The sequence below is a fragment of the Nostoc sp. T09 genome (assembly GCF_002154695.1).
Lineage (GTDB): Bacteria > Cyanobacteriota > Cyanobacteriia > Cyanobacteriales > Nostocaceae > Aulosira.
Genome location: NZ_MTAV01000002.1, coordinates 22,426 through 48,799, shown reverse-complemented (window position 1 = coordinate 48,799; position 26,374 = coordinate 22,426). Strand labels below are relative to the sequence as shown.

The following is a 26,374-nucleotide window of genomic DNA, read 5'->3' as shown; positions in this document are numbered from 1 at the left end:
CTAACAACAAGCCGCAAAGCGTCTACGCTTTTAGATTAAGGCCATGATGGCACCGCGAAGTCATTAAAAGAGCAAACATCGTAAGACGAATTGGCTAATGCCCTTACCAGCTTACCGTCAAGAGTAAGCAAAGTAGCGTCAACCTGCTGTGAAAGGGCTACATAAGAAGCATCGTAGGCAGAAATCCCATGAGTTAAAGCAATAATAACTGCATCCACCATCAAGTCAGCTGTAGAGACGACACGTAAAGGGAAGCGTTTGAGAGTTGATAAATCTGCTGGGACATCAGAAACAGCATAAAGTCTGGCGCGGACATACTTCCAGATAATATTGCCACACTCAATATAAAACAGGTCTGGAACAAAAATTGCTGTTTGAGGATTGGTAAGGTGAGCAAACAGTTGATTAACTTTTGGTATTAGTGGATCACCAGGTATAAATTGCTTAATAGCAACACTAGCATCTACAACGCACCTAAGAGGGATAGTCATCTGTCGCGGTCTTCTCGAATTAACGCAGTACTATCAGGCCATTCCACATCAGTCCGACGACTCTCACGACGAATGCGGATTTCCTCTAGAAGTTTTGGGACATTCTTTGGTCTTTCGTCTTTCGTTTGCTCTGTCTTTGTTTCCAAGGCATTCTGCAATATTGTAATAACTTGAGCATCAACTGAGCTATTTTCAGCTTTGGCTAACTCTTGCAGTCGTTCGTATAAGTCATCAGGTATATTAAGCGGATGAAGGGTAGCCATATCTTGACCTCCCAAAAGAATTTATTGGTAATGGTAGCACGATACAAGTAAGGGAAAGAAAAGAGAATAAGATGCAATATTTAGCGATAAGACACGCCGCGTAGACGTTTGCTACTAAACATCCAAACTCAACGATTTTTCTATTAATAAAGATTGTTGTCTATTTGGCTTGGTATCTTTTTTCCCAGGTAGTAACCCAGCAGCATACAGGATTGCAATTATAGATAACACTACCATTAGCACATATAAAACTATATTACTTGTGGATTCACCAGTTATTTGAGAATACGGGTTTATAGGTGGTGTTATCACTTGAGTTATTGCAGAATTTGATGCAGTTGGAGCTGTATCTAAATCTCTTCGTACCTCTTCTACAGATTGATATCTTTCACGGCATTCATAGTGAACCATTTTAGTCAAAATATTTGCCAGCCAATCACTAACATCTGCCTTATCTCGCCAAATAACCTCTCCTAAACTATCTATTGGCAAGGATTGAGGTTCTAAACCTGTTAGTGCTTCAATTACTGTCATTCCTAATGCATAAATATCACTATTGGGTTGAGGAAAGCCACGCATTTGTTCTACTGGAGCATAACCCTGCGTATAAATTTGAGTTCCTGGTTTTTGTAGCCTAGTATTATTAACAATAAATTCTTTGACGGCACCGAAGTCAATTAGAAATAAATTATCGTGCTTATCTAGAATTATATTATCGGGTTTAATATCACGATGAATGACATTATTGCTATGTACAAACACAAGAATATTTATTAATTTATCTAATATTTTTATAACTTCAGGCTCTTTTAACTTGTGCCGAGAATTTATTTCTTGACTTAAAGTATTTCCCTGAATATATTGTTGGATTAAGTAAAACTCTTGATTTTCTTCCAAGTATTCAAAAAATTTAGGAATCTGCGGATGCCCATTTAACTTGCGCAGAATTGTTACTTCGCGTTGAAACAGTTCCTTAGCTATAGCAACTTCACTTTGCTTCGTGCTAGAGAAAGTAAAATGCTTAACAGCATACTGGACTCCAGACTGAAACAAGTCATCCGCTAGATAAGTTTTGCTAAAACCACCCTCCCCAAGCAATGCAACAATCTCGTAACGTCGATTGATAATTTTTGAAATCCCTGTATTCATGTGACACCACCGTGGCAGAGATTGTCCCAAGCAATCCTTGTCAATTTGAATTCAATGCTCTAAGTCAAAACTGGGAACCTAGGCTGAACTTAGAAGATGATTGACTAATTGTATTTAAGGTATTTTATACTACAACCAACATGATATGATAAATTTTACGTACTGAGAATTTTTATTACATATTTTTTGTCTATTAATAAGTTTTTGAAGTTGCTAAATTATGAATCAACTTTCAATTCGCTATGGTGCATTTATAATTTGTTTTGTATTGTTTCTGCTTTATTTAATTACGCCATCATTTATACCTTGGTTTCCTTTTTTAATAGTGCTAGCCTTTCTGGGATTAACTGTAAAATCTACTATCGAAGGTATTCGCCTGAAGAATGCTTTACTTAAACAAGTAGATATCATTGAACAACAAATTCAGACTGAACTTGTTCAGAAAGTTAAAAGTATTAGTAAAAATCAATATGAGAAAATTAATAAAATAGCTTTAATAGAAAAAAGATGTAGTGAAAATCAAGAATTAAAAATTTGGGAAAGACATAAACGCTCTTATCAATTACTTCCCAACTCCCTTTTAGCTCTTGGCTTATTAGGGACGTTCTTGGGTATTACAATGAATTTATTTTTAATAAGTAGAAATACTGGTGGTGAACTGGAATTACAAAAAGCCTTACCAGATATTATCGGCTCAATGGCGATCGCATTCGTGAGTAGCCTTGCAGCTTTAGCTGGAAGTGTTTTCCTGACTAAGTTTCATCCCACCTATGATTTAGATTTAGAGAAGGATAAACTGCTGATTTCTCTAGAAGATTACCTTGATAATGATTTTTTTCTATCGCAAAACCAGCCAACTGTGGCGGAAAAAATAGATGTTCTAATCAAGTCTATAGATAACTATTCCAAAAGCTTAAACAGTTTTGTTACAACTTTACCGAAAAATACTCAAGATTTTCAAAATGCTGTCATAGCAGCTTCTAATACTTTAAATACATCTGCTAATAATTTTCAGGCTGTCGCTAATCAGTCTTCACAGTCGATGCAAACAGGCGCAAATGTATTAAGCAACGCTACTAACAACTTGGCAAGATTAACAACAACTTTCTCAGATATCACATCTTCTCTTCGTGACTCGACAAAATCTTTCGACAAGGCGATAGATAAATTAGAAGACTATGCAGACAATCTGCAAGATATTGGTGATGCTTTGGTTAATAACTCTTCACAGATCCAGAGCTTAATTCAAAACAATCAACAAAACCTGACTCATGTGAGCGATCGCCTGGTACAAAATGCAAATACATTATCAACAACTAGTCAATCTTTCAATAATAATGTATCGCAGCTAACAACATCTTTAACTCAGCACACAGGACAAGTCGGCAACCATAATAATAGATTGCAGAGTTTAGCTGGAGTAATTGAAAATACTACGCAGTCTTCTAATACAAATATATCGCAAGTAGTATCTGTGTTAAATCAAAATGCATCGCTACTGAGCAACCAAATTAATCAATTACAGAATATAGCAGATAACATTGATCGGAATGCTCAAACAATGAAGCAAATACAGACTAATTTTTCTGATTTATTGAATGCATTAGTACAATTGCAAAAAACTGGAGGATAGTTGCAATGGAGAAATTGCAAGATGCGTAGAAGAACAAGAAGTTTACCGATGAACGACACTTTTAGCATCTGGACTTCTTTTACTGACTTAATGTCTAATGCTTTTATGATTATTACCTTGCTGTTACTATTGGTAATAGCTAGAAATTCAAAAAGTATTAATGATTCTCGTATATCAACTGGTGCGGATGATAAACCAACAATCATTGAACTACCAGCAGAAAAATATAATTTTGATTCAGGTAGTGCAGTTTTACCACCTAATTTAAAAACCGATATAAGTCAGAATGGTAAAAATGGCATAATTTTAAAAGAGATTGAAAATAATATAAATAAAATTGAGAATAGTAATAAAAAAGTTGATGTTATAGAAGTTATTGGTCATACCGATGGGGAAGAAGTTGGTTTTTTAAAATGTAGCGATCGCGTCGGTGGTAATTTGGATACGAAACTAGAAGAAGTCGCCACTCGCAATAAAGATGTTTCTATTCTTTGTCCAGGTTCTAATGCTGATTTAGGTTTAATGCGAGCCTTAGCAGTAGTCAAAGAACTGCAAAATGTGCAACGTCAAAAAAAATCAGGAATTTTCAAACGGCTAAAGTTTAGAGCCTATTCTGCGGCACAATTGCTGTTACCAGATGATCAGGGATTTGCACCACCAGACAGAAGCGATAATCCCAAGCGTCGGCGGATTGAAATTCGCTTCGCCCAACTAGGTCAGTATAAAACTCCTGGTAATAACCGCTAATTGTGTTTTACTTTCAGGTAAATAAGCATCCCAAAACTATTTATTGGTAATGCTAGCACAATACCAATCAGGAGGGGAGGCGATCTCTTATGAACTTAAGATCGGTAAACATCTGTCGCAAGTATCAATGGAATATTGATACATTAATTTACATTTAATAAAAATATTGGTATTACACTATACTAATAACGAGGAAAACAAGCTTTCCATATTGAAATAGAAAAGACGTTGACCAAGATATTCATTAAAATCTATGGATGACATATTTTTAAAACAAGAAGATTTTGAAAGAATTTTTTCATCTCACTTAAAAATTAGTACATACTCACAAAGCATAGAGAGTTTATTTAGAGATAGAAACTTAAATAAAATTAAATATGACCCTTACTACCAAAGAAACTATGTCTGGACTCCAGAAAAAGCAACATTTTTTATAGAGAGTATTTTACTAGGAACCGAAATACCGCCGATAATACTTTTTGATAGCGGAAACACAAAAGAAGTAATTGATGGAAGACAGAGATTTGAAACTATTTTGCGTCTTCTTAAGAAAGACCTAAAGCTGACTCAAAAAGGTTTATATGAGCTAAAAGAACTGAGGAAAAAATCTTTTCAAGATTTAAGTACTCAAATTCAAGACCTCTTTTTAGATTCCAAGCTTAGAGTATTTGAATTTGCAGTAGTGAATGAACCCAAACTGGATGGTGACTTGGAAGATAAGATTAAGAAAGAAATATTTTCAAGGTATAATTCTGGTATTACGCCCTTGAAAAAAGCAGAAATTGACAATGCCGCCTACTTAAATGATCCTATAACTAAGTGCTTCAAAGATTTGCTAACCAGTGATTTAGTCCTAGCTGAAAAAACGTATCAGCTTTTTTTAAAGCATACTAAGACAGAAGATAATATTAAATTTAAAATTCAAAAAATTCTCACTTTTGTGCGGAAACAACTAATTCTTAGTATGCTTCCAATTAGAAGTTATGCATCTAGTCAATCAAGAACTGAAACTATTGATAAACTTTATGAGTTAATAGCTCTAAGTTCTGATCCTAAAGATTTATGCAAGAAGCTTTTGAAGAGATTTGAGTTAGTTGAAAAAGTAAACTCAACTTTAGAATCAAGGGCAATAAGGTCTAACAGGTTAGTTTGTGAATGTCTTTTATGGGCGTTTTCTATTCTAGAAAAAGAAAATATTGCTAGAGCAGATTTTGAAAATGCTGCTTTATCTGTTGAATTTTCTCAATACATAGGGAAAAATATAATTATTTTTGCTCAAGAAGGTTCACACTTTTATTCTCCTACTCTTGAAAGATATCAAACTGTAGCTAATTTTTTTAGTGAGAAGCTAAATGTTAATTTTAATAACTATTTAGGTGGTGGCAAACCCAAAATTAATATTAATAATCAGGATGATACATTAGTTAAAGTAAGCCAACTGGAAACATTAAGAACAACGAAACCTGATCCTCAGCGAGTAACAATAGACGATTTCCTATCGAGAATAAGGAAAAAAAGACTACTTTTACGCCCACCTTATCAGCGTTCTGAAGTCATTAGTATTCCTAAAGCATCTGCTTTAATTGAAAGTATTTTACTTGGTATACAGCTACCACCGATATTTATTTTTAGTCGTAATGATGGAGTATGGGAAGTTATTGATGGGCAACAAAGGCTACTGTCAATACTTGCATTTACTGGTGGCTCATATATTGATGAAGAAGGTAACGAACAAAAATCTAAAAATGATAAATTTGCGTTGAGGCAGTTAAGAATACTTAAAGATTTAGAGAAAAATAAATTTGATGCTTTTGATGTAAATCTACAAGATAAAATTTATGACTTTCCACTTTTAGTAGTTGAAATCGAGGAAAGAATTAATCCTCAGTTTCAGCCTGTTGATTTATTTATTAGACTCAATAATAAGCCATTTCCTATTTTAGAAAACTCGTTTGAAATGTGGAATGCTTGGGTTAAAAAAGAATTAATTGATGATATTAAAAAGAATGCTAGTAAGCATAAAAGCTGGTTTTATATCACTATCTCCAGTAGTAAAAATGACTATGGCGATAGGATGCAGAATGAGGAACTATATACATTATTAGTTTACTTAGACTACCATAAAACAAGTGGTAAAGGAAAATCTACTGGTGTCCTTAATATACATATAAAAAATAATTCTGTAAATGCAAGAATTAAAGATAAGAGAGATGTAACTAAACTACTTCACAGTGCATCCACAAATGTAGAATCTTTGCGTTCATTCCGAGAAAGTATTAAACATGTAGAAAGCTTTATTAAGAATTTAAGATTAATTCTCCTTGACAGAGACATTGATGAGGGTGATGGTACAGATTTCTTAAGGGAAGAGTTAAACTCTATCTTTGATGCAGGTAGAAATTTACCTGTTCTTGTCAGAAGATTTCAAGACTTTTATATGCTTTGGTATATCTTATCTGACCTAAATTATCACATGGCTAAATATCATAGAGAAGAAATAAAGAAAAGGTTGAAAGAACTTTTTATTTACATGAAAAATCCTAGTAAATCTGATTTTGAAATAATAATGAAAGGTTTTAATGAAAGACTAGAAATTATCAAAAGCGATTTTAAAATAGAGGATAGAAGATTACGATTGACAGAAGAAGAAAAAAAACTATTGATTAAAACTCAGGGAAATAGGTGTGCTTTGACAGGTGCAGTAATATATTATGGTGATGATTTGCATTTTGATCACATCAAACCATTAGCAGTTGGTGGTTCTGATACGATTGATAATATTCAAGCAACTCATGCAGATGCAAATAGAAAAAAGGGCGCTAATGTTTCTCCCACTCCACATAATACATAACTAAAATATTGATTGATGTATTACAATAAATATTTCTGAGTCTTGACTGTAACCTGTGTAGGAAAAATCAAAGCCTACTGACCTTTTAAATGCTTTGCTCTGTGTGTTTTATTCTGCCATTTGATAACGAACTTTAATGTGATCAAATAATCATAGGCACTTCACAATCAAAAAATAACCAAAAATAGCTAATCAACAATCAGGTTTATTTATCTAAATAATAGCTGACGTATTCCAGAATGCTTTTAAAATCAAGGTTTAATTCAACGGAGAGGGGGAGATTCGAACTCCCGGAGGTTTTAGCCTCATCCGATTTCAAGTCGGACGCAATCGACCACTCTGCCACCTCTCCAGTAAACTGTCTAGCTTGTTGTTTACCTGATAGGCAAACGCTTTCCTAAGTTAGCACAAAAGCAGACAGATAATACTATATCTCATCATCTACGCAGATTGCACTACTGGACGCGATCGCTCGTAAAAAATTTCCTCTGATACTATCCGGTAATCATTGCCAACCCAAACTAGGGAGACTTGCGACACTACACCCGCCTCTAGGGAGACTAAAGAAAAATTACGCTGCTTGTGTCCGTGGGTTTCTACTATCCTGGGTACGCTAGCCGCATTCAAGTAAATTGTCCCTTCTGGGCTTCTCAGCACGGGCTTGCGTAGCTCTTTCTTAGTATGCCGTAGGCTATGGTGCATATGGCCAAATGTCACCAGAGGAATGATTTTACCAGCGTTAAGAGCCTGGGAAATCGCTTCGCCAAAGTCTGGATCGCCAAAATCGCCGCCAATGGGTAGCCAATCTTTACCGCAGGGGTCTTCTGGGCGATCGCCTAATCCACTAGGCCCATTGTGCCCGAGAAAAATAATCGTGTCGTAGGCAGCACTTTTGACCGCAGCCATAATTTTATCTGCTGATTCTTCCAGATCCGTTACACCGTAACGGTCTTTGCAGATGTCAGCAAATCTCCATTCTGACCCACCCCAACTAAAAGGACGACCTCCAACTACAGTTAGATTCCACTGGGGAAAATCTAGCTTGCTGTAACCGACATGGGCATCCCCCAATAAATCGAGCTGTTCCTGTACCCAGTCTTCCTTGGTGCGGTCGTAGGGACACTTTTTCCGCCCCCATTCTGTGGCAGTGTACCAGGCATCGTGGTTGCCCATTACGGCGGCTTTGGGAATATCGAGGGAGGCGATCGCTCTTACCACTTCCACCGATTCATTGCCAAAATCCCCCACAAACAGCACTAAGTCTACACCCAAACGCTTGAGTGCAATCCCATCTTCTACTTCCCATTGGTCGTGAATATCGCCAACTACAGCTATTTTCAGGTTTGTTGATTGTGTTATCTCACTGGTCATGCCACTGTCCTTGCCGTCTACTTTTAGGATAGGCAACTCAGCAGGTTTTGGACACAAAATCGCAACATCAAGCTTCTATGATTTTTGGTAAAAACCACTATATTTTTTGGTAAAAACTACTATAATTGAATCCACAGGACAAATACTTGCAACCTTAAGCAACCCCTACTGTGTTTAACACTGCACTTGCTCAACGAGAAACCACCCATCCGGGTGTGCTACCACTGGATTTATTTGCGGCGATTGAGAGTCTGAAGAAAGAACTCAACGCGGTGATTTTAGCGCATTACTATCAAGAGCCAGATATCCAGGATATTGCAGACTTTATTGGGGATTCATTACAACTAGCAAAAGCCGCAGCTAATACCAATGCAGATGCGATCGTCTTTGCTGGTGTTCACTTCATGGCAGAAACAGCAAAGATACTCAATCCTGACAAATTGGTACTGTTACCAGACTTGAATGCAGGCTGTTCCTTAGCAGACAGTTGTCCAGCAGAGGCGTTTGCAGCCTTTAAAGCCGCCCATCCCGATCATCTAGTAATTTCTTATATCAACTGCTCTGCTGATATTAAAGCCATGAGCGATATTATCTGCACCAGTTCCAATGCTGTGAAGATTGTGCAGCAAATACCGAAAGAGCAGCCAATTATTTTTGCCCCCGATCGCAATTTGGGGCGCTACGTCATGGAACAAACCGGACGAGATTTGGTGCTTTGGGACGGTAGCTGTATCGTCCATGAAACCTTCTCGGAAAAGAAAATTGTCCAGTTAAAAATTGCCCATCCCGAAGCAGAGGCGATCGCACACCCAGAATGCGAAACTAGCATCTTGCGCCACGCTAACTTTATTGGCTCTACAGCAGCATTACTTAAATATTGTCAAAACAGCCCTGCACAGGAATTCATTGTGGCTACAGAGCCAGGTATCATTCACCAAATGCAAAAACTAGCTCCCCAAAAGCGGTTTATTCCTGCGCCACCAATCAATAATTGTAATTGCAATGAATGTCCATTTATGCGGTTAAATACCTTAGAAAAAGTGTATTGGGCGATGAAAAATCGTACTCCCGAAATCACCATGTCTGAGAAGATACGGTTAGCAGCTTTGCGTCCAATGCAACGGATGTTAGAAATGAGTGTTTAGTTAAATTAATCGATTAGGTTTTTATATTATGTAGAGACATGATTCTATTGCGTCTCTACATATTTTTTTGCTTGCAAAAGTATTGTGTACAAGCAATAGCCTTGAGTCTAGAACACCGATTCAGCTACTCTATTTTCTGTAACTCATTGTTAAAACTGTGGTCAAGATGGGAATTATAGTAACAAAGATAATGTGGTAAATAACACACCCATCTATGACGATAGCAGACCATATTTACATTGAATGCCATTTCATCGGCGTTGTGCCATATACGCACCACGGGATTGATTGCGGTGATGGTACTGTGATTCATTACTCAGACGGTTGTATTAGAAGAGTTTCAATACATGAGTTTAGCCTAGGTAAAAAGATTTATAAAAAACACTACGATGATTGTGACTCTTCAGACATTGTAATACTACGTGCAGAAAGCAGATTAGGAGAAGGCGAATATAATCTATTTTCTAATAACTGCGAACACTTTGCAAGCTGGTGTAAAACCGGGTTTGAGGATCCTAAACAAGTGAAGCCCATACTTGGTTTGTTGGATTTTTTTAAATGGAGAATACAATATGCAGAACGTCAAAAATATCAAAAATTAATTAGCACACAAAACGATATTATTAAACAATTTAATTCTGATTTAAAACAACAAGACGGAGAAAGTCAACATTATCAAGATTTAATTAGCAAGCAGAACGACCTTCTTACGAAATTAAATTTTCAATTAAAACAACAAGACGAGGAGCAACGTAAAACCTCGCAAGAAAAATCACTGATTACGGATAAATTTGATTATCGAATACTGCAAAATTTGCTTCGAGAAGGCTATTGGCAAGAAGCTGATGAACTAACATTATATGCAATGCTCAAAATTTCTAGCAGAGATAATGATAGATATTTTCGACCAACTGACATTTCTAACTTCCCTCGGGAACATCTATTAATTATTGATAAATTGTGGCGGGAATATAGCGGTAATTTATTCGGATTTACTGTACAGAAAGAAATATATCAAACTTTAGGAGGAAACCAAAATTACCAACATGAAATTTGGGAAAAGTTTAGTGAAAATGTCGGTTGGCGCATGAATGATGTTCCGCTATCATACGAGCAACTTAACTTTAGTAGAAACGCGGTTAAAGGACATCTGCCTCATGGGAAAAGAATTGGCTCTGAAGTAATAGGATTTCTAACAATTATTTAGTTTAATGTAGGAGAGCCAGTGCGTTGCGGAGGTTCCCTCCGTTGTAGCAACTGGCGTTGTATTGTTGCGCAGCGCAACGCACCGTCAAGAATTCAAGGTGCTTTAATCCGTATGCTTGGTATTTATGCAAAGTGCGATCGCATCTTTTAAAATATCACTATTCTTTTACCGATACGCCTGACTGCGATGCCTGATATTGATGATTTCAACATTACGACTATCATCATCTACACTATAAATTACCCGATAATCACCAACGCGAACCCGCCAGGATTTTTCCTGTCCCTTCAATTTTTTGCACCCATCTGGACGAGGTTCAACAGCTAACTCCTCAATTTTGGGTAAAACTCTACTGATTACTTCTTGAGGTAAAGCTTCTAATTCTTTTTGCGCTGAACGATGAAATGAAACTATATACTCATTCACTTAACTTGCCATGCTCAATTAATAACTGCTTAACTTCTGCAAGTGATACAGTCGGCTCAAAGACTCGCTCTTTGGCAATTAAACTATCATAAATATCTTCCCAAATCTCACCGTGTTCTGCCAAATCGAGTAAAACGGCGGTTTTTTTACCCTGTGCATCGATTAAAAATTGAACTGTCAACGGCATTTCTATCTCTTCTTCCACCGCTGTCCACAGTTCGCCATGTTCTTTTAAGTCAATTAGTACCGCAGTATTGTTACCCAGAAAATTCTTTAGAAATTGGACACCTAAAATTTGTGTCTCTAAGCCGGAAACTGCTTGATTGTGATTCTCGGTCAAATCCTGAGTAGGCTGCATACTATCCTAAAAGTCAAAGATATTCCTCAAAGCTATCGTACATCTGAAATTTGTTGCTTGATTCAGAACAAAGCGATCGCCATTTTTTTCTAGTACTTTGTCCAGCTACAGCCATCTCAAATTGTTCGTGAACTCTATCGTCGCTTCTATCTCTGTGCCCTCTGCGTTCTCTGCGGTTCGATTGTGACAGATGGGGAGATAAATTTCCCCATCTTTGGATAATTTCATTGCTGACCCTTCTGAGCTTTTAATTGAGCCGCCTCACTAAACTTTTTATATAGTTGAACACGGCTTTGAGCTTCTTGATAGCGATTGTGGTTTGGTGAGACCTTACTCATTAAATTTGAAGCTTCTTGCCACTTAGCAGCTAAAGCTGACCATTGGTCTGAATTTGTGGCTGTTTTACCAGATGCAGAAGTTTGATTAGCAATCCGCACTGCGGCTGCAAATGGGTCATCCGCTGGAGTAGAAGCAGCTTTGGTTACAGGTGGTAGAGGAGATGCTTCTGGCTTGTTTGCTAACGATTTAGAAGCTTCTGCATATTGCCTATATAGTTGAATGCGGCTTTGAGCTTCTTGATAGCGACTGTGGTTTGGTGAAACCTTACTCATTAAATCTGAAGCTTCCTGCCACTTAGCAGCTAAAGCTGACCGCTGCTGTGAAGTTGTGGCTGTTTTACCCAATGCAGAAGCTTGATTAGCAATCCGCACTGCGGCTGCGAATGGGTCGTTAGATACCGGAGAAATATTTTTATTAGCAGGAATTGACGCTTGCAGATTCACAGATGAAGCTTTGGAACCTTCTGCGAAAATCGAAATTTCCTGTTTACCTTCTAACCATGTATAAGCGCACCAAACCAACAAAAGGAAAGGTAGGCATAAACCAGATATTTTGAGTAACCCGATGAGAAGAGAACGATTCGGTATAATTTTACTCTGGAGTTTATTTTGGAACCTGTGCCGGTTTCTTCTTTTGAAAACTACAGCTCGCAAAGAATTAGGCTTAGGCAAGCTTACCTGAGCTATTTCTGATTTAGACTCTTTGAGGTCTTGAAAATCATTAATTAGTTGCTTAATAATATTCGGTTGAGGTAAGGTAATTTCCTCTGACCAAAGCAATTGATTATCGCGATCGCGATAAATTTCCGTCAACCAAAGTAATTGTTCTTCCCGAACAATTCGACTGTTGATATTGACTCGCCGAATATTGCGAGGTGCAATAGACTCTAGGATTTGCTTGATTTTTTGGACTATGGTAGATTGCTCTAGTTGCTCTACTGTATGTGCCTCACAGAGAAGTTGTAAGACGCCATCAGAAAAGATGGCTCTGGTTCTAACACCAGATGCAACTAGCTTTTCGTTCAATATTTGAATGATCGCGGCAACGCTACCTTGGTGTGCTTGCCAAGCGATATCGTTTATTCGATCTGCCATTTGTAATTTAGTGATAAATTTGGCACCCTGATTTGTTAACGAACTCATTTAATTTATTTAGGCTAGTATGTTTATGCAAAACTTCGCCTTGTTTCTGATTTTATGAGTAAAGCTACAAGGTTGACACATAAAATCTTAAAAATAAGGACGAAATTCTATCTTTAGGCACAAGGCTTAATGTGCATCAGTTAGTTTAGTCTTGATTTTAGGTAATTGTCCACCTGTTTGATTACATGATATTTGCTGGTCATCATACAGCGAAAAATGATTATGTGGCGCGATCGCTGCTTTAAGTAAATATACTAAATTCTTATGTAAAAACAACTAAATATTCTCCGGATCAATACCGAGCGAGCGTAAATGTTCCTTCAGTCTCTCCACTTGCGATTCAGCTTGCTGTCTAGCCAATTTTTCCTTTTTTAGCGCCTCTGCTAACTCCTCGGGAATTAGCAATTTTTCCCCAGTGTCTTCTCGATAAAAGCCTATTAATTGCTCCTCTACTTGCAATCGCAGTTGCAAAGGTTCACAGAGACCATCTCTAATTGGCTCATAAACCTCACCTCGCAGTCGATATCCTTGCAATTGCTCCTGAATCCACTCACCTTTAGGATCAAATAACCAATACTCTAGTACCCCTAACTGCTCATACAGCGTCTTCTTAAAGCCTGTATCTTGATTTTTAGTCCCCTCAGAAGTCATCTCAAAGATGACCACAGGTATTTGTCCCTCTTCCCATATCTTGTAATTATCTCGACCTCCAGGTGCCACGTTGAATATTACCATCACATCTGGAGCTACCCGTAAACGCGGAAAACCCTGAGCATAGTACAGAAACTGGTCTACAAAAACTATTGCCGATTGTCCTTTTAGATGCTCTCGCAAAACAGTAACCGTATTAATTATTGCATCTGCGTGAACAGAAGTTTCTGCCAAGGGTTCACTATCCGAACTTGGGTAAAAAATTTCAGTTGATTGAGGTGTGGGTAAAAGGCCAGCCATAATTAGCCACCTCGTTTAGAGGATAGGTGCATAATTCTATTATTTTAGCGACCATGATTATAGTTTCTTGTTGTTAAGAAGCTTAAGCACAGCGATCGCACTTCTTTGCGAATGACTACCAACTCTCCAAAAACTCATTCACTGAAACATCTACTCGATTTAAACTATTTTTGATTATTTCATCTATTAAACTTTGCTGATTCAGGATTATTTTTAAAACTTTTCTATAATTTACTAATTAAACATCTGAAAACTATATATTTTGTAATCAAGCCAACCTTCCTAAACTAGCGAAAATCTAAGGGTGGCAAACCCACCCCTAATAACTACTTCCTCTCTGGATGCCCTGTCTCTTCTATTGTATGAATACCCATCTTGTTAATAGTAGCAATCATCTGATATAAGCGCCCCAAATCGCGTTGATTAAAGTAGAGAACAAGACGAGGTAATCCAACTGTTTCATCTTGCCCTTCTTGAGATAATGCCTGACTTTTTTCAATTTTTCCTTTAACAAGAATATCGCTAAAGTCAGCATTGAGTTTTTCTATCTCAGCGCTAGATAAATCTGTCGTTAGGCGAATGACTAACTGATCGCCTACGTAGCGGCTGGAGTGATAAACTTGGTAAAACCGGGTAATAGCATTGCAAGCTACATCCAGGTTGTCTGTAACTGTATAAAGGCTGGGGTCATCGGGACTGACAAGACCTTTGTCCACTAGTTGCTCATCAATATATGTGCTCCAAGATCGCCAGTAGTCGCCACCAGGACGATCGATTAAAACTAAAGGTACGGGACCAAATTTACCAGTCTGGCTTAATGTCATGCACTCAAAAGCTTCGTCTTGGGTGCCAAAACCACCAGGAAACAAGGCAACCGCATCACTTTCTTTTAAGAGAAATAGTTTGCGCGTGAAAAAATATTTGAAGTTAATCAGCTTAGAATCACCTTCAATAAAAGGGTTCGCCTGCTGTTCAAAGGGCAATTGGATGTTTAAGCCAAAAGAATTTTCTCGCCCCGCGCCTTCATGACCCGCTTGCATGATACCACCACCACCGCCAGTCATTACCATAAATCCCAACTGAGTAACAGCGCGAGCAAACTGTACTGCCATGTGATACTCTGGTGTTTCTGGTGCTAGGCGAGCAGAACCAAAAATAGTTACTTTACGGACATGTCGGTAGGCATAAAAGAGTTGAAAACCCCGCTCCATATCTGCTAGAGAAGCTGACAATATCTTCCAATCGAGACGCTCGATGTCACTATCAGCTAGACGCACTATGGTAGCAAGTGCCTGTTTGATGAGTTGCTGATTTTTTAACGTCGGTAACCGATCAATTAATTCAGCGATATCCGCCTGTAGAGACTCTAATGTATCAAACGACGCAGATGAAGTCATGATAACTGCTGCCACAATGGCATTATATTTTATCTAATTTTGGAGTGCGATGTATCAACTGTTGCACCATTAACTGATCGCCAACAGTTGTTGTATATTGACCGACTACGCGATCGCAATAAAAAGCACCTTTGGTTAATTATCAACCAAGGCGCTAGTACCGCTACTTGCTTTAAGTAAAGACCTTTGACATCTACACGGAATTCCAAAGCACTAAAGTTCCGATCAAAGGAAACCTCAGCTCAGATTGCTCTCAAAATTTAAAATTTAAAAAGCTCTTGTAGACCTGTAGCGGTGAAACAGCACTGTTTGTATAGGTTCTGTGCCCGAAGAACATGGGTTGTTTCGATTCGGTTGTTAGACTTCTACTCCTTTAGAGAAGCCTATTGATTGTTGCCACGCTATTTTGGAGGTGCGTCCAACAGAAATAACAAAATTACTTTAGCACCAGTAATCTAAAAAGATTTACCACTGTAAAAAGTTTTATTGAGACGCGAAATTTCGCGCCTCTCAAACTTGTTTACAAATATTGACCTAAAAACTAGAACAAATCGAAAAATCAGAAGGATCTGATTGCCGATTGTGATTCAAAGATACTTTTCCAATGTGTTAGCTAATGTAGTTTTAGGCACTGCACCGACGACCATATCAACCTTTTGCCCACCTTTAAAAATCATTAATGTGGGAATGCTGCGGATGCCGTACTGACTGGCAACATTAGGATTCTCATCAGTGTTGACTTTAACGACTTTTAGCTGACCTTCGTACTGCGAGGCAATTTCATCTACAACAGGAGCTACCATCCGGCAGGGACCACACCAAGGTGCCCAAAAGTCGACTAAAACTGGTACATCACTGTCGAGTACTTCTTGCTTAAACGTAGAGTCCGTAACTTGTGCGGCTGCTGACATGCCTAAAAACCTTTGCCAATTATATTTCGGAGTTTCGTGAAAATTCTACCATAGCAAAAACAGCTGCTTAGGAGTGAAGGATGTACATTTGCAAAGAAGCTCTAGAATTTATTTATAAAAACATAAGGAACCGCCCGAACATAGTCCGGGCGGAGTGTGGTGTGAGGAGTGAACGGAAACATGCGTCTCCGCTATCTCTATTGTAGGCGACATATGTAATTTTTCCAGTAATTGTTTCAGAGCCTGGAAAAATTTCCTGAAGGATTGAAGTTTATATCTACTAAGGATTAGTCAAGGGTCAAGAGTCAAGGGTCATTAGTTATTTCTTCCTTGTCCTCCTTGTCTCCCTAGCCCCTTATTTACCCATGCCTAATTGTTGAGCCTTTTGATAGACTTTGCCTTCAGTTAGTAGGGAAGGAGCAATTACAACTTCAACTTGCTGCATTTCTTTGATATTTTTGGCTCCTAAGGTGCCCATACTCGTCTTTAAGGCTCCTAAAAGATTATGGGTGCCATCATCCAGTCCAGCTGGCCCAATGAGTATTTGCTCTAGGCTCCCAGTGGTGGCAACACGAATGCGGGTGCCACGGGGTAATACAGGGCTAGGAGTTGCCATACCCCAATGGTAACCTCGTCCAGGTGCTTCGGCGGCTCTGGCAAAGGGAGAACCAATCATCACACCATCAGCACCGCAAGCAATGCATTTGCAAATGTCACCACCAGTGATTAAACCACCATCAGCAATCACAGGAATGTAGTTACCAGTTTCTTGATAGTAATCATCGCGTGCGGCGGCACAATCCGCGATCGCAGTTGCTTGGGGTATGCCTACACCCAACACACCACGGGAGGTACAAGCTGCACCAGGACCAATCCCTACTAGTACTCCAGCAGCCCCAGCTTTCAAAAGATTCAAAGTAACTTCGTAAGTTACGCAATTCCCCAACACTACAGGGATGGGCATAGAACGACAAAATTCTGCCAAATCTAATGGCACGATAGACTCTGGTGAGAGGTGTGCAGTAGAAACTACCGTAGCTTGTACAAAAAATAAATCTGCCCCAGCCTTGGCTACCACTTCGCCATATTTACTTGCTCCGGCTGGCGTAGCACTCACTGCCGCAATGCCACCTTGTTGCTTAATTTCCTGAATACGCTTTTCAATTAATTCCGGCTTTATTGGTTCGGCATAGAGTTCTTGCATCAGGGATACGAATTCATCTTTCCCCACGGCAGCAATCTTATCTAAAATCGGTTCTGGGTCAGCATAGCGAGTTTGGATACCTTCTAAGTTGAGGACTCCTAATGCTCCTAACTGCGACAAACGTACAGCCATACGCACATCTACTACGCCATCCATAGCACTAGCAATTATTGGGATTTCTCGCTCAATATTGCCAATTCGCCACCTGGTATCTGCCAAACTCGGATCGAGTGTTCTGTTACCAGGTACTAAAGCAATCTCATCAATTCCGTAAGCTCTCCGAGCCGTTTTTCCCCGCCCAAGTTGAATGTCCACGCTTAAAATTTTCTCAAATCTGTTTAAGCTAGGGTATCAAATTGTGGGTGAAGTTGGTGCGATTTTTTTTCAAGTTACTGTCAGGAAGTAGTAGCTAAGAGAGCTAGAAAAATTCTGGCAAAGAAAGGCAGAAGGTGAAGCAGTGCGGTCTTGGGGGACTTCCCCATGAGCAAGTACACCAAGCCGAAAGGCAGAAAATAAGAGGTGTCAATTAAAACTTTAGTTCTAAGTCTAGAGGTGCTGTTTCAAATTATAGATAACTATACTGAGATTGCTTATAGCGAAGTATAAAACCTTTACAACCTAAGTTCCTTTCTTTTAAGTGGTTATACAAAATTATCTATGTAATTCCGAGCGAAATGAATGTAGCGTAGACACGAAGTCACTTCCCGCAAGGTATGAATCTTTAAACCCTTGCGATTGCTATCTTACGAAATTTATTCTTATGTTTTGGCATGATGGTGATCGCACTATAAAAAACCCCCAGCACGCGATCGCCTAAAAGATTGTATCAACACTCCAAAGGACTAAGAACAGCTTTACCACCAATGTTCTGAAGTCAAATAGCATCTTCTGTTTCATCAGATTTTTTGGACTTTGTTCCATGAAAACAATATCCAGAGAATTTATTGCTATTGTGCTTAAAATGCACCTTTCTCTACTTTCATAGCTTAATGAGATATACGGAAACATGATAAATAGTTAGGGTTGGAAAATCATCTGTGAGCCGTGATTAGCAAGTATAAAAACTGAATTAAATCATGACTATGCGAAATGTTAACTTTCTCGGTGGTGCTCTATTTGCTTTTGGACTTTTGAATTTTATGGAAAGCTCGTTCCAACAATCGGCAGAGTATACAGTCAGTCAGATTGGAGAGATTCAATGTGGATCTAATGATGCTATCTGACAGGTATATTTAGCTGTTGAGAAACGTGAAAATTTAAATAGAGCAATGTTTCTCGGGTGTGCTGTAGTCGGAGCAGGTCTTGCCTGTGTGCGTGAGACCAAAGAATAGTAGAGGGTTTAGCGGTTTCACAACCTCTCAAATTTGGAGTGTTAAAATGGACAGCAGGTGGAATGAACCAAATGCCTACTACTGCTCAATTAGAAAGTTTATATCGCCTCAGCTATCAATTGACCTTCATCATGTTTCAACCGATTCATTTGGTCTGTGTTGATCATCGGACTCGAAACCTATATGTCCTAGCTGGATACGCTGAAAACCTTGAGTTTGAAATTGTACCGAATGGAGAGGTATTCTGATGAGTGAAGTCAATTTTGATACCATGAATGATGCCGAATTGAGACGGTACTTTCTGGCAAACCGCCAAGATCAGGCTGCTTTTCAGGCATATTTGGATAGGTTCAATCAGCGTCCAAAATCAGTGATCGCCAGCCCAGGCGACCCCGATTTTGACGAAAAGATTCAAGCAGCAATTCGACAAAAACTGGAAGCATTGAGTAGTACTCAGCCAGCTAACAACGTAGTGGAGCGGACGGAATAGAGTCTTTTCGCTTCTGTTCGATCGCAATTAACTGCTACAAGGTTCAGCTTTAAAGCAGCCAGAATTGTTACCATAGGTTCAGATTAGATATTGAAGCCTTGATCCAATCTGAAACCTTAGAACTACTAGAATGGAATCGCCTCTGCCAGCATCTTTCGACTTTTGCGGCAACTAAGTTAGGGGCGATCGCAGTGCGTCATCTGAAAATTCCGGACTCTCAAGCGGAAAGTACGCAGTTGTTAGAGCAAACAAAAGAAGTCTACCAACTAGAGAGTCGTCTATCCCCAAGTTTATCCTTCGAGGGGATTCAAGATATTGGTGATTCCCTGGAACGGGCAGAACTCCAAGGAATTTTGACAGGGGATGAATTATTAGCGATCGCTACCACCCTGGCTGGCAGTAGGAATTTACGTCGTATAATTGATAACCAGGAAAATATACCAATCCTGACAGAGTTAGTAGCTGAGTTACGAACTTATCCCGAACTTGAGCAAGAAATCCACCGCTGTATTGATGAACGGGGGCAGGTAACCGATCGCGCCAGCCAAAAGCTGGGTGAAATTCGCACAGATCTGCGGAGATTGCGTAGTCAAATTACGCAAAAGCTGCAAAATATTTTACAAGCAAAATCTGGGGCAGTCCAAGAACAACTGATTACCCAAAGAGGCGATCGCTTTGTTATTCCTGTGAAAGCGCCACAAAAAGACGCTATCCCCGGTATTGTCCACGATACCTCTACCAGCGGTGCCACTCTCTATGTGGAACCCCATAGCATCGTGCCCTTTGGGAACCAATTACGCCAAGCAATCAGACGAGAGCAGACAGAAGAAGAAATAATTCGCCGCGCTTTGACGGAGCAAGTAGCAGCAGTTAAACCTGATTTGGAAAGGCTATTAGCAATTGTTACTACTTTAGACCTGGCAACGGCAAGAGCACGTTACAGTTTTTGGCTAGGAGCCAATCCGCCCAGATTTATCAACTGGGAGGAGCAAGAGACTATTACCCTGCGCCAACTGCGTCATCCGCTGTTGGTATGGCAGCATCAACACGAACAAAGCCAACCAGTTGTTCCTGTAGATTTGCTGATTATTCCGACGATTCGAGTAGTAACGATTACTGGACCAAATACTGGAGGAAAAACTGTCACCTTAAAAACCCTAGGCTTGGCAGCATTGATGGCCAAAGTGGGTTTATTTATACCTGCTCGAGAACCAGTAGAAATACCTTGGTTTAGCCAGGTATTAGCAGATATTGGTGATGAACAATCTCTACAGCAAAGTCTATCGACATTCTCTGGACACATCCGCCGGATTAGTCGGATTTTGGATGCGCTAGGAACTGGAGAAGATGGAGAAGCAGAGGAGCAAAATATAGCACTTAGCACTCCTAACTCAGCGCTCGTCTTACTTGATGAAGTGGGCGCGGGAACCGATCCAGCCGAGGGTAGTGCTTTAGCGATCGCCCTGTTGCAGTATCTTGCCAGCCACGCTCGACTGACAGTGGCGACAACTCACTTTGGTGAACTGAAAGCGCTGAAATACGAAGATGAGCGATTTGAAAACGCTTCTGTAGAATTTGATGAAACTACACTATCACCGACTTATCGGTTGTTATGGGGAATTCCTGGACGTTCCAACGCCTTAACAATCGCTCTGCGCTTAGGGCTAAAACCAGAAGTGGTAGAACAAGCAAAAACGCAAGTGGGTGAGGCGACAGACGAAGTTAACCTGGTGATTGCTGGCTTAGAAGCGCAACGGCGTCGCCAAGAAACCAAAGCAGCAGAAGCGCAAAACTTGTTGCAGCAAGCAGAACGTTTATATAAAGAAGTTTCAGCCAAAGCCACAAATTTGGAAGAGAGAGAACGTACTTTAAAGGCTTCGCAGGAAGCAGCAGTGCAACAAGCGATCGCTCAAGCCAAAGGTGAAATCGCCCAAGTGATTCGTCGCTTGCAGCAAGGTAAGCCAACCGCCCAAGATGCCCAGCAAGCAACTAACGCCCTCAATCAAATTGCTCAGAAATTTCAGCCAGCCACACCAGCAAAACCGAAAGCTGGATTTATGCCCAAAGTAGGCGATCGCGTCCGACTTTCTCAATTCGGGCAAACAGCGGAAGTTTTAGTCGCCCCCGATGATGATGGTGAATTGACTGTTCGCTTTGGCATTATGAAGATGACAGTCAAGCTCAAAGACGTGGAATCTTTAGATGGTCAAAAAGCTGAACCTGTAGTCAAATCAAAACCAGCACCAGCACCAGTTACCCCAGCAGCACCACCAGCCTTGACAATTCGGACTTCCAAAAACACAGTCGATTTGCGCGGGAAACGTGTGCCTGATGCTGAATTGCTTTTAGATAAAGCAATTTCTGAGGCTTCAGGTCCGATATGGATTATCCACGGACATGGTACTGGCAAACTGCGGCAAGGTGTCCACACCTATTTGCAGCAGCACCCTAGAGTTAGCAACTACGAAGCCGCAGAACAAGTAGATGGCGGTAGTGGTGTCACCGTTGCTTATGTTGAGTGAAGAAAGCTAAGAGGCAGGCTTAATGAAAAGGCAGGTGAGCAGGGAGCAAGGGGAAAATTACTAACTTTTGACTCTTGACTCTTGCTGTCTGCCCTCTACCTTGACTAAAAATGTTGATAAAGTAGCAAATAATCATGAATTGCTAATTATTAATTGCCCAGCTATGATTAGCAGTTGCTGATTGGAGCCTTTAATTAGGTTGATTTATAGCTTTGTACTAACTAGGCATTTAGGGCTAGATAGGTTTGATGTTGAAGTAATTATTTTTCTGCTTTGTAGAAAATAAATTTTCATTTAGAGTAAGACAGAGATACATGCTGATTACCACAGTGATAAAAGCTAGCTGAAGCTTCTGACTAATATAGCTGTAGGAAACTAACCCGAATGCTTGAGAGTCTGTTTCAAAATGGGTAACAGCAACAGTCCCTATTAGCCCGATCACCTATGCTAAAAGTTATGCACTCGGCCGCCAATTCAGCCACTCCAAATTCCCAGTGGGAGGATTTAATCAAGCTCCCAGCGCCAAACTCGGTTCAGTGGGACAATATCAAAACCCAGTTGGACTTAGTGCTGTTGGCGCTTGAAACTTTAACTGGCATTGGTTCCGAGGCTATGCTCTCGGCAGCAATCGATCTGGATTTGGAGTCAAGAGTGCCAGACCGCGTAGCTTTATGGCGATTGCGCCAGTCGAATCCCCTACGCAAAGGTCAAGGAGGGCGAAAAAAACTTGATGTAGAAGAAGCGCGATCGCTTGTTCTTATCACCTGCTACCTTGCCAAACAGCACCAAGAATTAACTCGCCGTGCTGTCGGTCTATTAGAACAAATGGCGGAAAATAACCAGGAACCTCATCAGACCGCTTTACTTGGAGATTATATTGATGCTTTCTGCAACACCTACCAAGAGCGAATGGAAGAGGACGAGGAAATCTCAACAGATTTACTCACCCAACTGGCACTCAAACTGCTTGTAGATTTACTATTTTACAGCGCTCCTGGTGGACACCGCCGTCTGTGGTTAGCACTTATAGACCGTTCCACAAAATTTTAGATTTTAGATTTTAGATTGCTCCTCCAAAAATCCCAAATCCAAAATCACCAATCATCTCCTTCGCAGTTTGTGCCATGCCTCTATCAAATTCTGTCATTCGTCGCTACACACCCCCCACTTGCACACTAGAAGTCTTCGCACAAGACTCACCTTTGTCTCGGTGGATGGGAAAAACTGTTCTCAAGCAGCTAAGCTTTGAGCTACGTTTTGACGATCCGCGACTGCCAGAAGAAAGCAGACTCCCAATTCGGGGCGATCGCGACCAACTCGAAGCTTTGTGTGATGCAGTCACAAGTTATGTTCAGGAATTTCTTCACCAATCTCCAGAAAGCTTTTGGTTTAGTTTCGCCGGGCCAAGGGACTCCAGCAAAGTCGCTGATGACTCACAATTAACAGATTTTCAACCCTCTTCTCTACCAGCTACTACTAAGACATTACAATCTTTTCCCTATCAGATACCACAGACAAAAATATATTTAGAACCAAGCAGCTATTTGGCTCACAAGCTGTTCCTCGGTTCCCTTGCTAACCAGGCATCTGGACCTGTAATACAACTCAGTCTGCTGCAACTTTTCGATTTAGCGACTGCCTTAGATGAATACTCAACTGATATCATGGCGTTACCTAATCTCGAAAACCATAGCCGTTCAACTGTCAACTTCCCTGTTTGGGCACCTGTCGCAGCCGTATTGGTATTAGGTGTAGGTTTATTGCCAATTACCTGGCAATATGTGAATAACACCAAGCCAAAGCAGCAGATTGCCAAAAAATCCCCTACCGAATCGGCACAAATTGCTCTTCAACCCTCACCCTCGCTCAACCCGCAAGCTGAACTTGCACCTCCAGACAGTTTACCCCCACTGCCACCTTTAGGCTCAACCCAGCCAATTCCTACTTCTAGCTTGCCCGGAGCACCTCTAACAGCACCTAATTCTACCCTTAGCAAGTCACCAACATTACCGAATTCTAGCTTCTCTACATCTCAAACAAGTGTCGGTTCTAATTTACCTAAGGGTATGCCATCTTCTGGAAGTGTATTCAATGTACCTCAGAAGGCAAACTCAACTCTTCCTACTAATTCCCAGTTTGGAGTACCCAGCAGCATTGGTGGTCAGCAAATTGCCATTCAACCAAATCCTACACTGAACCGCCCAGGGTCAATTAGCCCCGCGGATCTTGCTCTTCCTAAAAAGCGAGAGCTACCACCAAGCCTATCTCCTAACAGAGGTAGTGTCAGCCCAAATATCTCAACAGCTGCTCCAAATCTTCCTACCATACCTAATCGAACAGCAAGTTTACCGAAGCTTGAGGGAGAATACAATCCTGCATCTACTACGTCTACTGCCTCTTCAACCAGAAGTAATGATAATCTTCTAGTCGAAAGATTAAGGAATGGACGCAAACCTTCTACTTCTACCCAGGTAGCTAGTGACAATACCTTGTTTGATACACCTCAGGTGGCAGAAGCTAGACAATATATCCAAAAACGCTGGCAACCACCTAGTGGATTGCGACAAACACTGGAGTACAGTTTGATGGTAGGTGTTGACGGGACTATTGAACGCATTTTTCCTCTAAATAAAGCAGCCAGAGAATTTGTGGATAGTGCTGGAATGCCTAATCTAGGATCGCCCTTTGTTTCGCCCAATAAATACGGTCAAAATGTCAGAATGCGAGCTGTACTCAGTCCAGATGGCAAAGTGCAAATCTTCCCAGAGAATGAATAATTTAGATAATTTGCTTATGTCATTTACAAAACTGGTATAGATGTTTGTACTTAGGAAAGTTTGAATAATGTAAGCAAATTGCTTTTTGATTTGACATTTAAGATCAGAGATTGTGCACTTTTAAGCCTACCTTGGAGAATCCAGTTGTAAAACTGGTAATATCACTATTGCTGCTGATTGTAATCATAAATACAATCACAGTTAAATATATTTCTATCTAAGGTAGGAAATATGCAAACACTTGGTCTCAAAAAGATAGTTCAGCTTGAGTTATCCAAACATGGGCTGCTTTTGTCATGTCTATTTCCATAACTACCTTTGGCATTGTTAATTTGACAGTAGATAATTGGGTAAAAGGCTTTATGGGTATGGGTTTAGCTTTCTCAATTGGCTCAACCTTTATTTTGGCGAAAACTACTAGAGACTTGCACGAAACTAAAAGATTAGCAGCTATGGTAGACGAGGCTAAAGTAGAAAAATTGCTTTCACAGCACGATCCTCTCAAATAAATGCTTATGCATTACCCAAGATAGTTACTAGACTACAATTAATTTCTCAAACAGTTTTTACGCAAGGATTGCATTATCAAAAATCTTCAATATCTCAATATAAATCACACAAAACAAAAGAGGCTGGTTTTACCAGCCCTTAATTTTTTGATTGCATTTGGTATTTTAAAAAGAAAGAATTCATTAGTCAGAAACCAGAATTCAATTATGAATTCTATGTGATTTGCGGATGAATAAACGGGTTTAAGTTCCCATTAATCGATACTGAATACCGAATTCTGCATTCTGAATTCTTATTTAATAACGGGATTTTTTGCTTTTTAACTTTTGCTTTTTACGTCGCCGTTCTGTAGAAGCAACAGCATGATCCACTGGATAACCCACAACAGGAATTACCTGATATTTACGTTCATCTTCTAACTTTTTCAGTTCAGTGTAATCAACCCAGTGAATGCAATCAACTGGACAAGTGTCTATTGCTTCTTGAATGACTTCTTCTGCGTCTCCATCCTGACGAACTACACGCGAGCGCCCATAATCAGGTTCAATGTAAAATGTATTACGGGCAACATGAGCACAGTGCTTACAACCAATACAGATGATTTCGTCAACATATACACCTTTTTGACGCAGCACTCCACCTAATTCCGGTTCTAAACCAGAGCGTTCTGGGGCATCCCGTAAAAAACTGCCTAATTCTGGTTCTAAACCGGAACGATTGTCTTCTTGTTCTTCCGGTGACGGCAGAAAATCAGCCATTACGCACTCCAGCGTTGTACTACCAGACGAATTGATCCATCTTCTTGTTGTTTTTGTTCAGCAACTTGAAAGCCAACACGAGTAGTTTCTTTCACAACTGTTTGATAAGCATAGCGCTGAGTTACTTGACGCAAAAATCCATCTACAGAAAGATTTTGCTGCCAATATTGCAAGTCAGCCACCAATTCATATTCTTGGCCATTCCATCTAAAGCCGATATCATAGCCATTTTCTTGCTCAATTGAAATTTCGGCGGGATGGGTTTGACCACGATAGCCACGTACCTCACGTGGACCAGGTTTCCAGTCGATACCCAATTCAGTTAAAGCATCTTTTAAAGAGTCGAGGTTACGGATTTGAGTTTTAATTTGGCTAAAATGTGACATGGTGGTTGTGAATTA

22 protein-coding genes, 1 tRNA gene and 2 pseudogenes are annotated in these 26,374 nt (G+C 39.9%); 11 read left to right on the top strand and 14 right to left on the bottom strand.

The features are described from left to right. Window positions 1-35: 35 nt before the first annotated feature. From BV372_RS00645 to BV372_RS00635, 3 genes are all read right to left on the bottom strand, one after another. On the bottom strand, window positions 36-491 hold the full coding sequence (locus BV372_RS00645; protein WP_086681681.1) for a type II toxin-antitoxin system VapC family toxin: 456 nt from the start codon (window positions 489-491) through the stop codon (window positions 36-38). Continuing rightward, window positions 488-754 (bottom strand): hypothetical protein, encoded by a 267-nt coding sequence (locus tag BV372_RS00640; protein WP_086681678.1) that lies wholly within the window; start codon window positions 752-754, stop codon window positions 488-490. The genes BV372_RS00645 and BV372_RS00640 overlap by 4 nt, the downstream gene beginning before the upstream one ends. 114 nt (window positions 755-868) lie before the next feature. Continuing rightward, window positions 869-1,903: a serine/threonine-protein kinase gene (locus tag BV372_RS00635; RefSeq protein ID WP_086681675.1), complete on the bottom strand. Its 1,035-nt coding sequence runs from the start codon at window positions 1,901-1,903 to the stop codon at window positions 869-871. A 220-nt stretch (window positions 1,904-2,123) separates the two neighbouring features. On the opposite strand from BV372_RS00635, the gene BV372_RS00630 reads away from it, so the two are divergent. From BV372_RS00630 to BV372_RS00620, 3 genes are all read left to right on the top strand, one after another. Beyond that, window positions 2,124-3,536, top strand: a complete 1,413-nt coding sequence (locus tag BV372_RS00630) for a hypothetical protein (RefSeq protein WP_086681672.1) — start codon at window positions 2,124-2,126, stop codon at window positions 3,534-3,536. Window positions 3,537-3,557: 21 nt separating this feature from the next. Further along, complete coding sequence (locus BV372_RS00625) at window positions 3,558-4,283, top strand: hypothetical protein (RefSeq protein WP_086681669.1); 726 nt, start codon at window positions 3,558-3,560, stop codon at window positions 4,281-4,283. A gap of 253 nt (window positions 4,284-4,536) precedes the next feature. Continuing rightward, complete coding sequence (locus BV372_RS00620; RefSeq protein ID WP_086681666.1) at window positions 4,537-7,134, top strand: DUF262 domain-containing protein; 2,598 nt, start codon at window positions 4,537-4,539, stop codon at window positions 7,132-7,134. A 267-nt stretch (window positions 7,135-7,401) separates the two neighbouring features. Here the strand turns inward: BV372_RS00620 and BV372_RS00615 are convergent. Together BV372_RS00615 and BV372_RS00610 are read right to left on the bottom strand one after the other, a co-directional pair. Then, window positions 7,402-7,486, bottom strand: a tRNA-Ser gene (locus BV372_RS00615). Window positions 7,487-7,575: 89 nt separating this feature from the next. Then, entirely contained in the window at window positions 7,576-8,505 is a 930-nt protein-coding gene (locus BV372_RS00610; protein WP_086681663.1) for a TIGR04168 family protein, read from the bottom strand. A gap of 170 nt (window positions 8,506-8,675) precedes the next feature. On the opposite strand from BV372_RS00610, the gene nadA reads away from it, so the two are divergent. Beyond that, complete coding sequence (gene nadA / locus BV372_RS00605; RefSeq protein WP_086681659.1) at window positions 8,676-9,650, top strand: quinolinate synthase NadA; 975 nt, start codon at window positions 8,676-8,678, stop codon at window positions 9,648-9,650. Between the two features lie 214 nt (window positions 9,651-9,864). Next, window positions 9,865-10,857, top strand: a complete 993-nt coding sequence (locus BV372_RS00600; RefSeq protein ID WP_086681656.1) for a GUN4 domain-containing protein — start codon at window positions 9,865-9,867, stop codon at window positions 10,855-10,857. Between the two features lie 165 nt (window positions 10,858-11,022). Here the strand turns inward: BV372_RS00600 and BV372_RS00595 are convergent, their stop codons facing one another. The 7 genes and pseudogenes from BV372_RS00595 to BV372_RS00565 form a co-directional block, all read right to left on the bottom strand. Next, window positions 11,023-11,283 (bottom strand): type II toxin-antitoxin system RelE/ParE family toxin, encoded by a 261-nt coding sequence (locus BV372_RS00595; RefSeq protein ID WP_086681653.1) that lies wholly within the window; start codon window positions 11,281-11,283, stop codon window positions 11,023-11,025. Next, on the bottom strand, window positions 11,276-11,641 hold the full coding sequence (locus BV372_RS35815) for a hypothetical protein (protein ID WP_179197929.1): 366 nt from the start codon (window positions 11,639-11,641) through the stop codon (window positions 11,276-11,278). The genes BV372_RS00595 and BV372_RS35815 overlap by 8 nt, the downstream gene beginning before the upstream one ends. 224 nt (window positions 11,642-11,865) lie before the next feature. Beyond that, window positions 11,866-13,074 (bottom strand): hypothetical protein, encoded by a 1,209-nt coding sequence (locus BV372_RS00585; protein ID WP_306298932.1) that lies wholly within the window; start codon window positions 13,072-13,074, stop codon window positions 11,866-11,868. A gap of 324 nt (window positions 13,075-13,398) precedes the next feature. After that, window positions 13,399-14,073 (bottom strand): Uma2 family endonuclease, encoded by a 675-nt coding sequence (locus tag BV372_RS00580; protein WP_086681651.1) that lies wholly within the window; start codon window positions 14,071-14,073, stop codon window positions 13,399-13,401. 326 nt (window positions 14,074-14,399) lie between these two features. After that, window positions 14,400-15,470 (bottom strand): LOG family protein, encoded by a 1,071-nt coding sequence (locus BV372_RS00575; protein ID WP_086681648.1) that lies wholly within the window; start codon window positions 15,468-15,470, stop codon window positions 14,400-14,402. A gap of 587 nt (window positions 15,471-16,057) precedes the next feature. Then, a pseudogene (trxA, locus tag BV372_RS00570) lies at window positions 16,058-16,396 on the bottom strand (thioredoxin); the annotation flags it as partial. A 340-nt stretch (window positions 16,397-16,736) separates the two neighbouring features. Beyond that, window positions 16,737-17,900, bottom strand: coding sequence for a GuaB3 family IMP dehydrogenase-related protein (locus tag BV372_RS00565; RefSeq protein ID WP_086681642.1), 1,164 nt, complete (start codon window positions 17,898-17,900; stop codon window positions 16,737-16,739). A 1,087-nt stretch (window positions 17,901-18,987) separates the two neighbouring features. On the opposite strand from BV372_RS00565, the gene BV372_RS00560 reads away from it, so the two are divergent. The 6 genes and pseudogenes from BV372_RS00560 (at window position 18,988) to BV372_RS00530 (ending at window position 25,214) form a co-directional block, all read left to right on the top strand. Then, window positions 18,988-19,164 (top strand): hypothetical protein, encoded by a 177-nt coding sequence (locus BV372_RS00560; RefSeq protein ID WP_218776660.1) that lies wholly within the window; start codon window positions 18,988-18,990, stop codon window positions 19,162-19,164. Next, complete coding sequence (locus BV372_RS00555; RefSeq protein ID WP_086681636.1) at window positions 19,164-19,406, top strand: hypothetical protein; 243 nt, start codon at window positions 19,164-19,166, stop codon at window positions 19,404-19,406. The genes BV372_RS00560 and BV372_RS00555 overlap by 1 nt, the downstream gene beginning before the upstream one ends. Before the next feature lie 98 nt (window positions 19,407-19,504). Next, a complete protein-coding gene (locus tag BV372_RS00550) occupies window positions 19,505-21,928 on the top strand; it encodes an endonuclease MutS2 (protein WP_086681633.1) in 2,424 nt (807 codons plus the stop codon). A gap of 444 nt (window positions 21,929-22,372) precedes the next feature. Continuing rightward, a complete protein-coding gene (locus BV372_RS00540) occupies window positions 22,373-22,978 on the top strand; it encodes a DUF3038 domain-containing protein (protein WP_086681627.1) in 606 nt (201 codons plus the stop codon). 74 nt (window positions 22,979-23,052) lie between these two features. After that, on the top strand, window positions 23,053-24,705 hold the full coding sequence (locus tag BV372_RS00535) for a DUF4335 domain-containing protein (protein WP_086681624.1): 1,653 nt from the start codon (window positions 23,053-23,055) through the stop codon (window positions 24,703-24,705). A gap of 231 nt (window positions 24,706-24,936) precedes the next feature. Continuing rightward, a pseudogene (locus BV372_RS00530) lies at window positions 24,937-25,214 on the top strand (YiaA/YiaB family inner membrane protein). Between the two features lie 297 nt (window positions 25,215-25,511). Here BV372_RS00530 and BV372_RS00525 read toward each other — a convergent pair. Together BV372_RS00525 and BV372_RS00520 are read right to left on the bottom strand one after the other, a co-directional pair. Continuing rightward, entirely contained in the window at window positions 25,512-25,973 is a 462-nt protein-coding gene (locus tag BV372_RS00525) for a ferredoxin (protein WP_086681618.1), read from the bottom strand. Next, window positions 25,973-26,359: a DUF1257 domain-containing protein gene (locus BV372_RS00520; RefSeq protein WP_086681615.1), complete on the bottom strand. Its 387-nt coding sequence runs from the start codon at window positions 26,357-26,359 to the stop codon at window positions 25,973-25,975. Before BV372_RS00520 ends, BV372_RS00525 begins: the two co-directional genes overlap by 1 nt. Window positions 26,360-26,374: the final 15 nt, after the last annotated feature.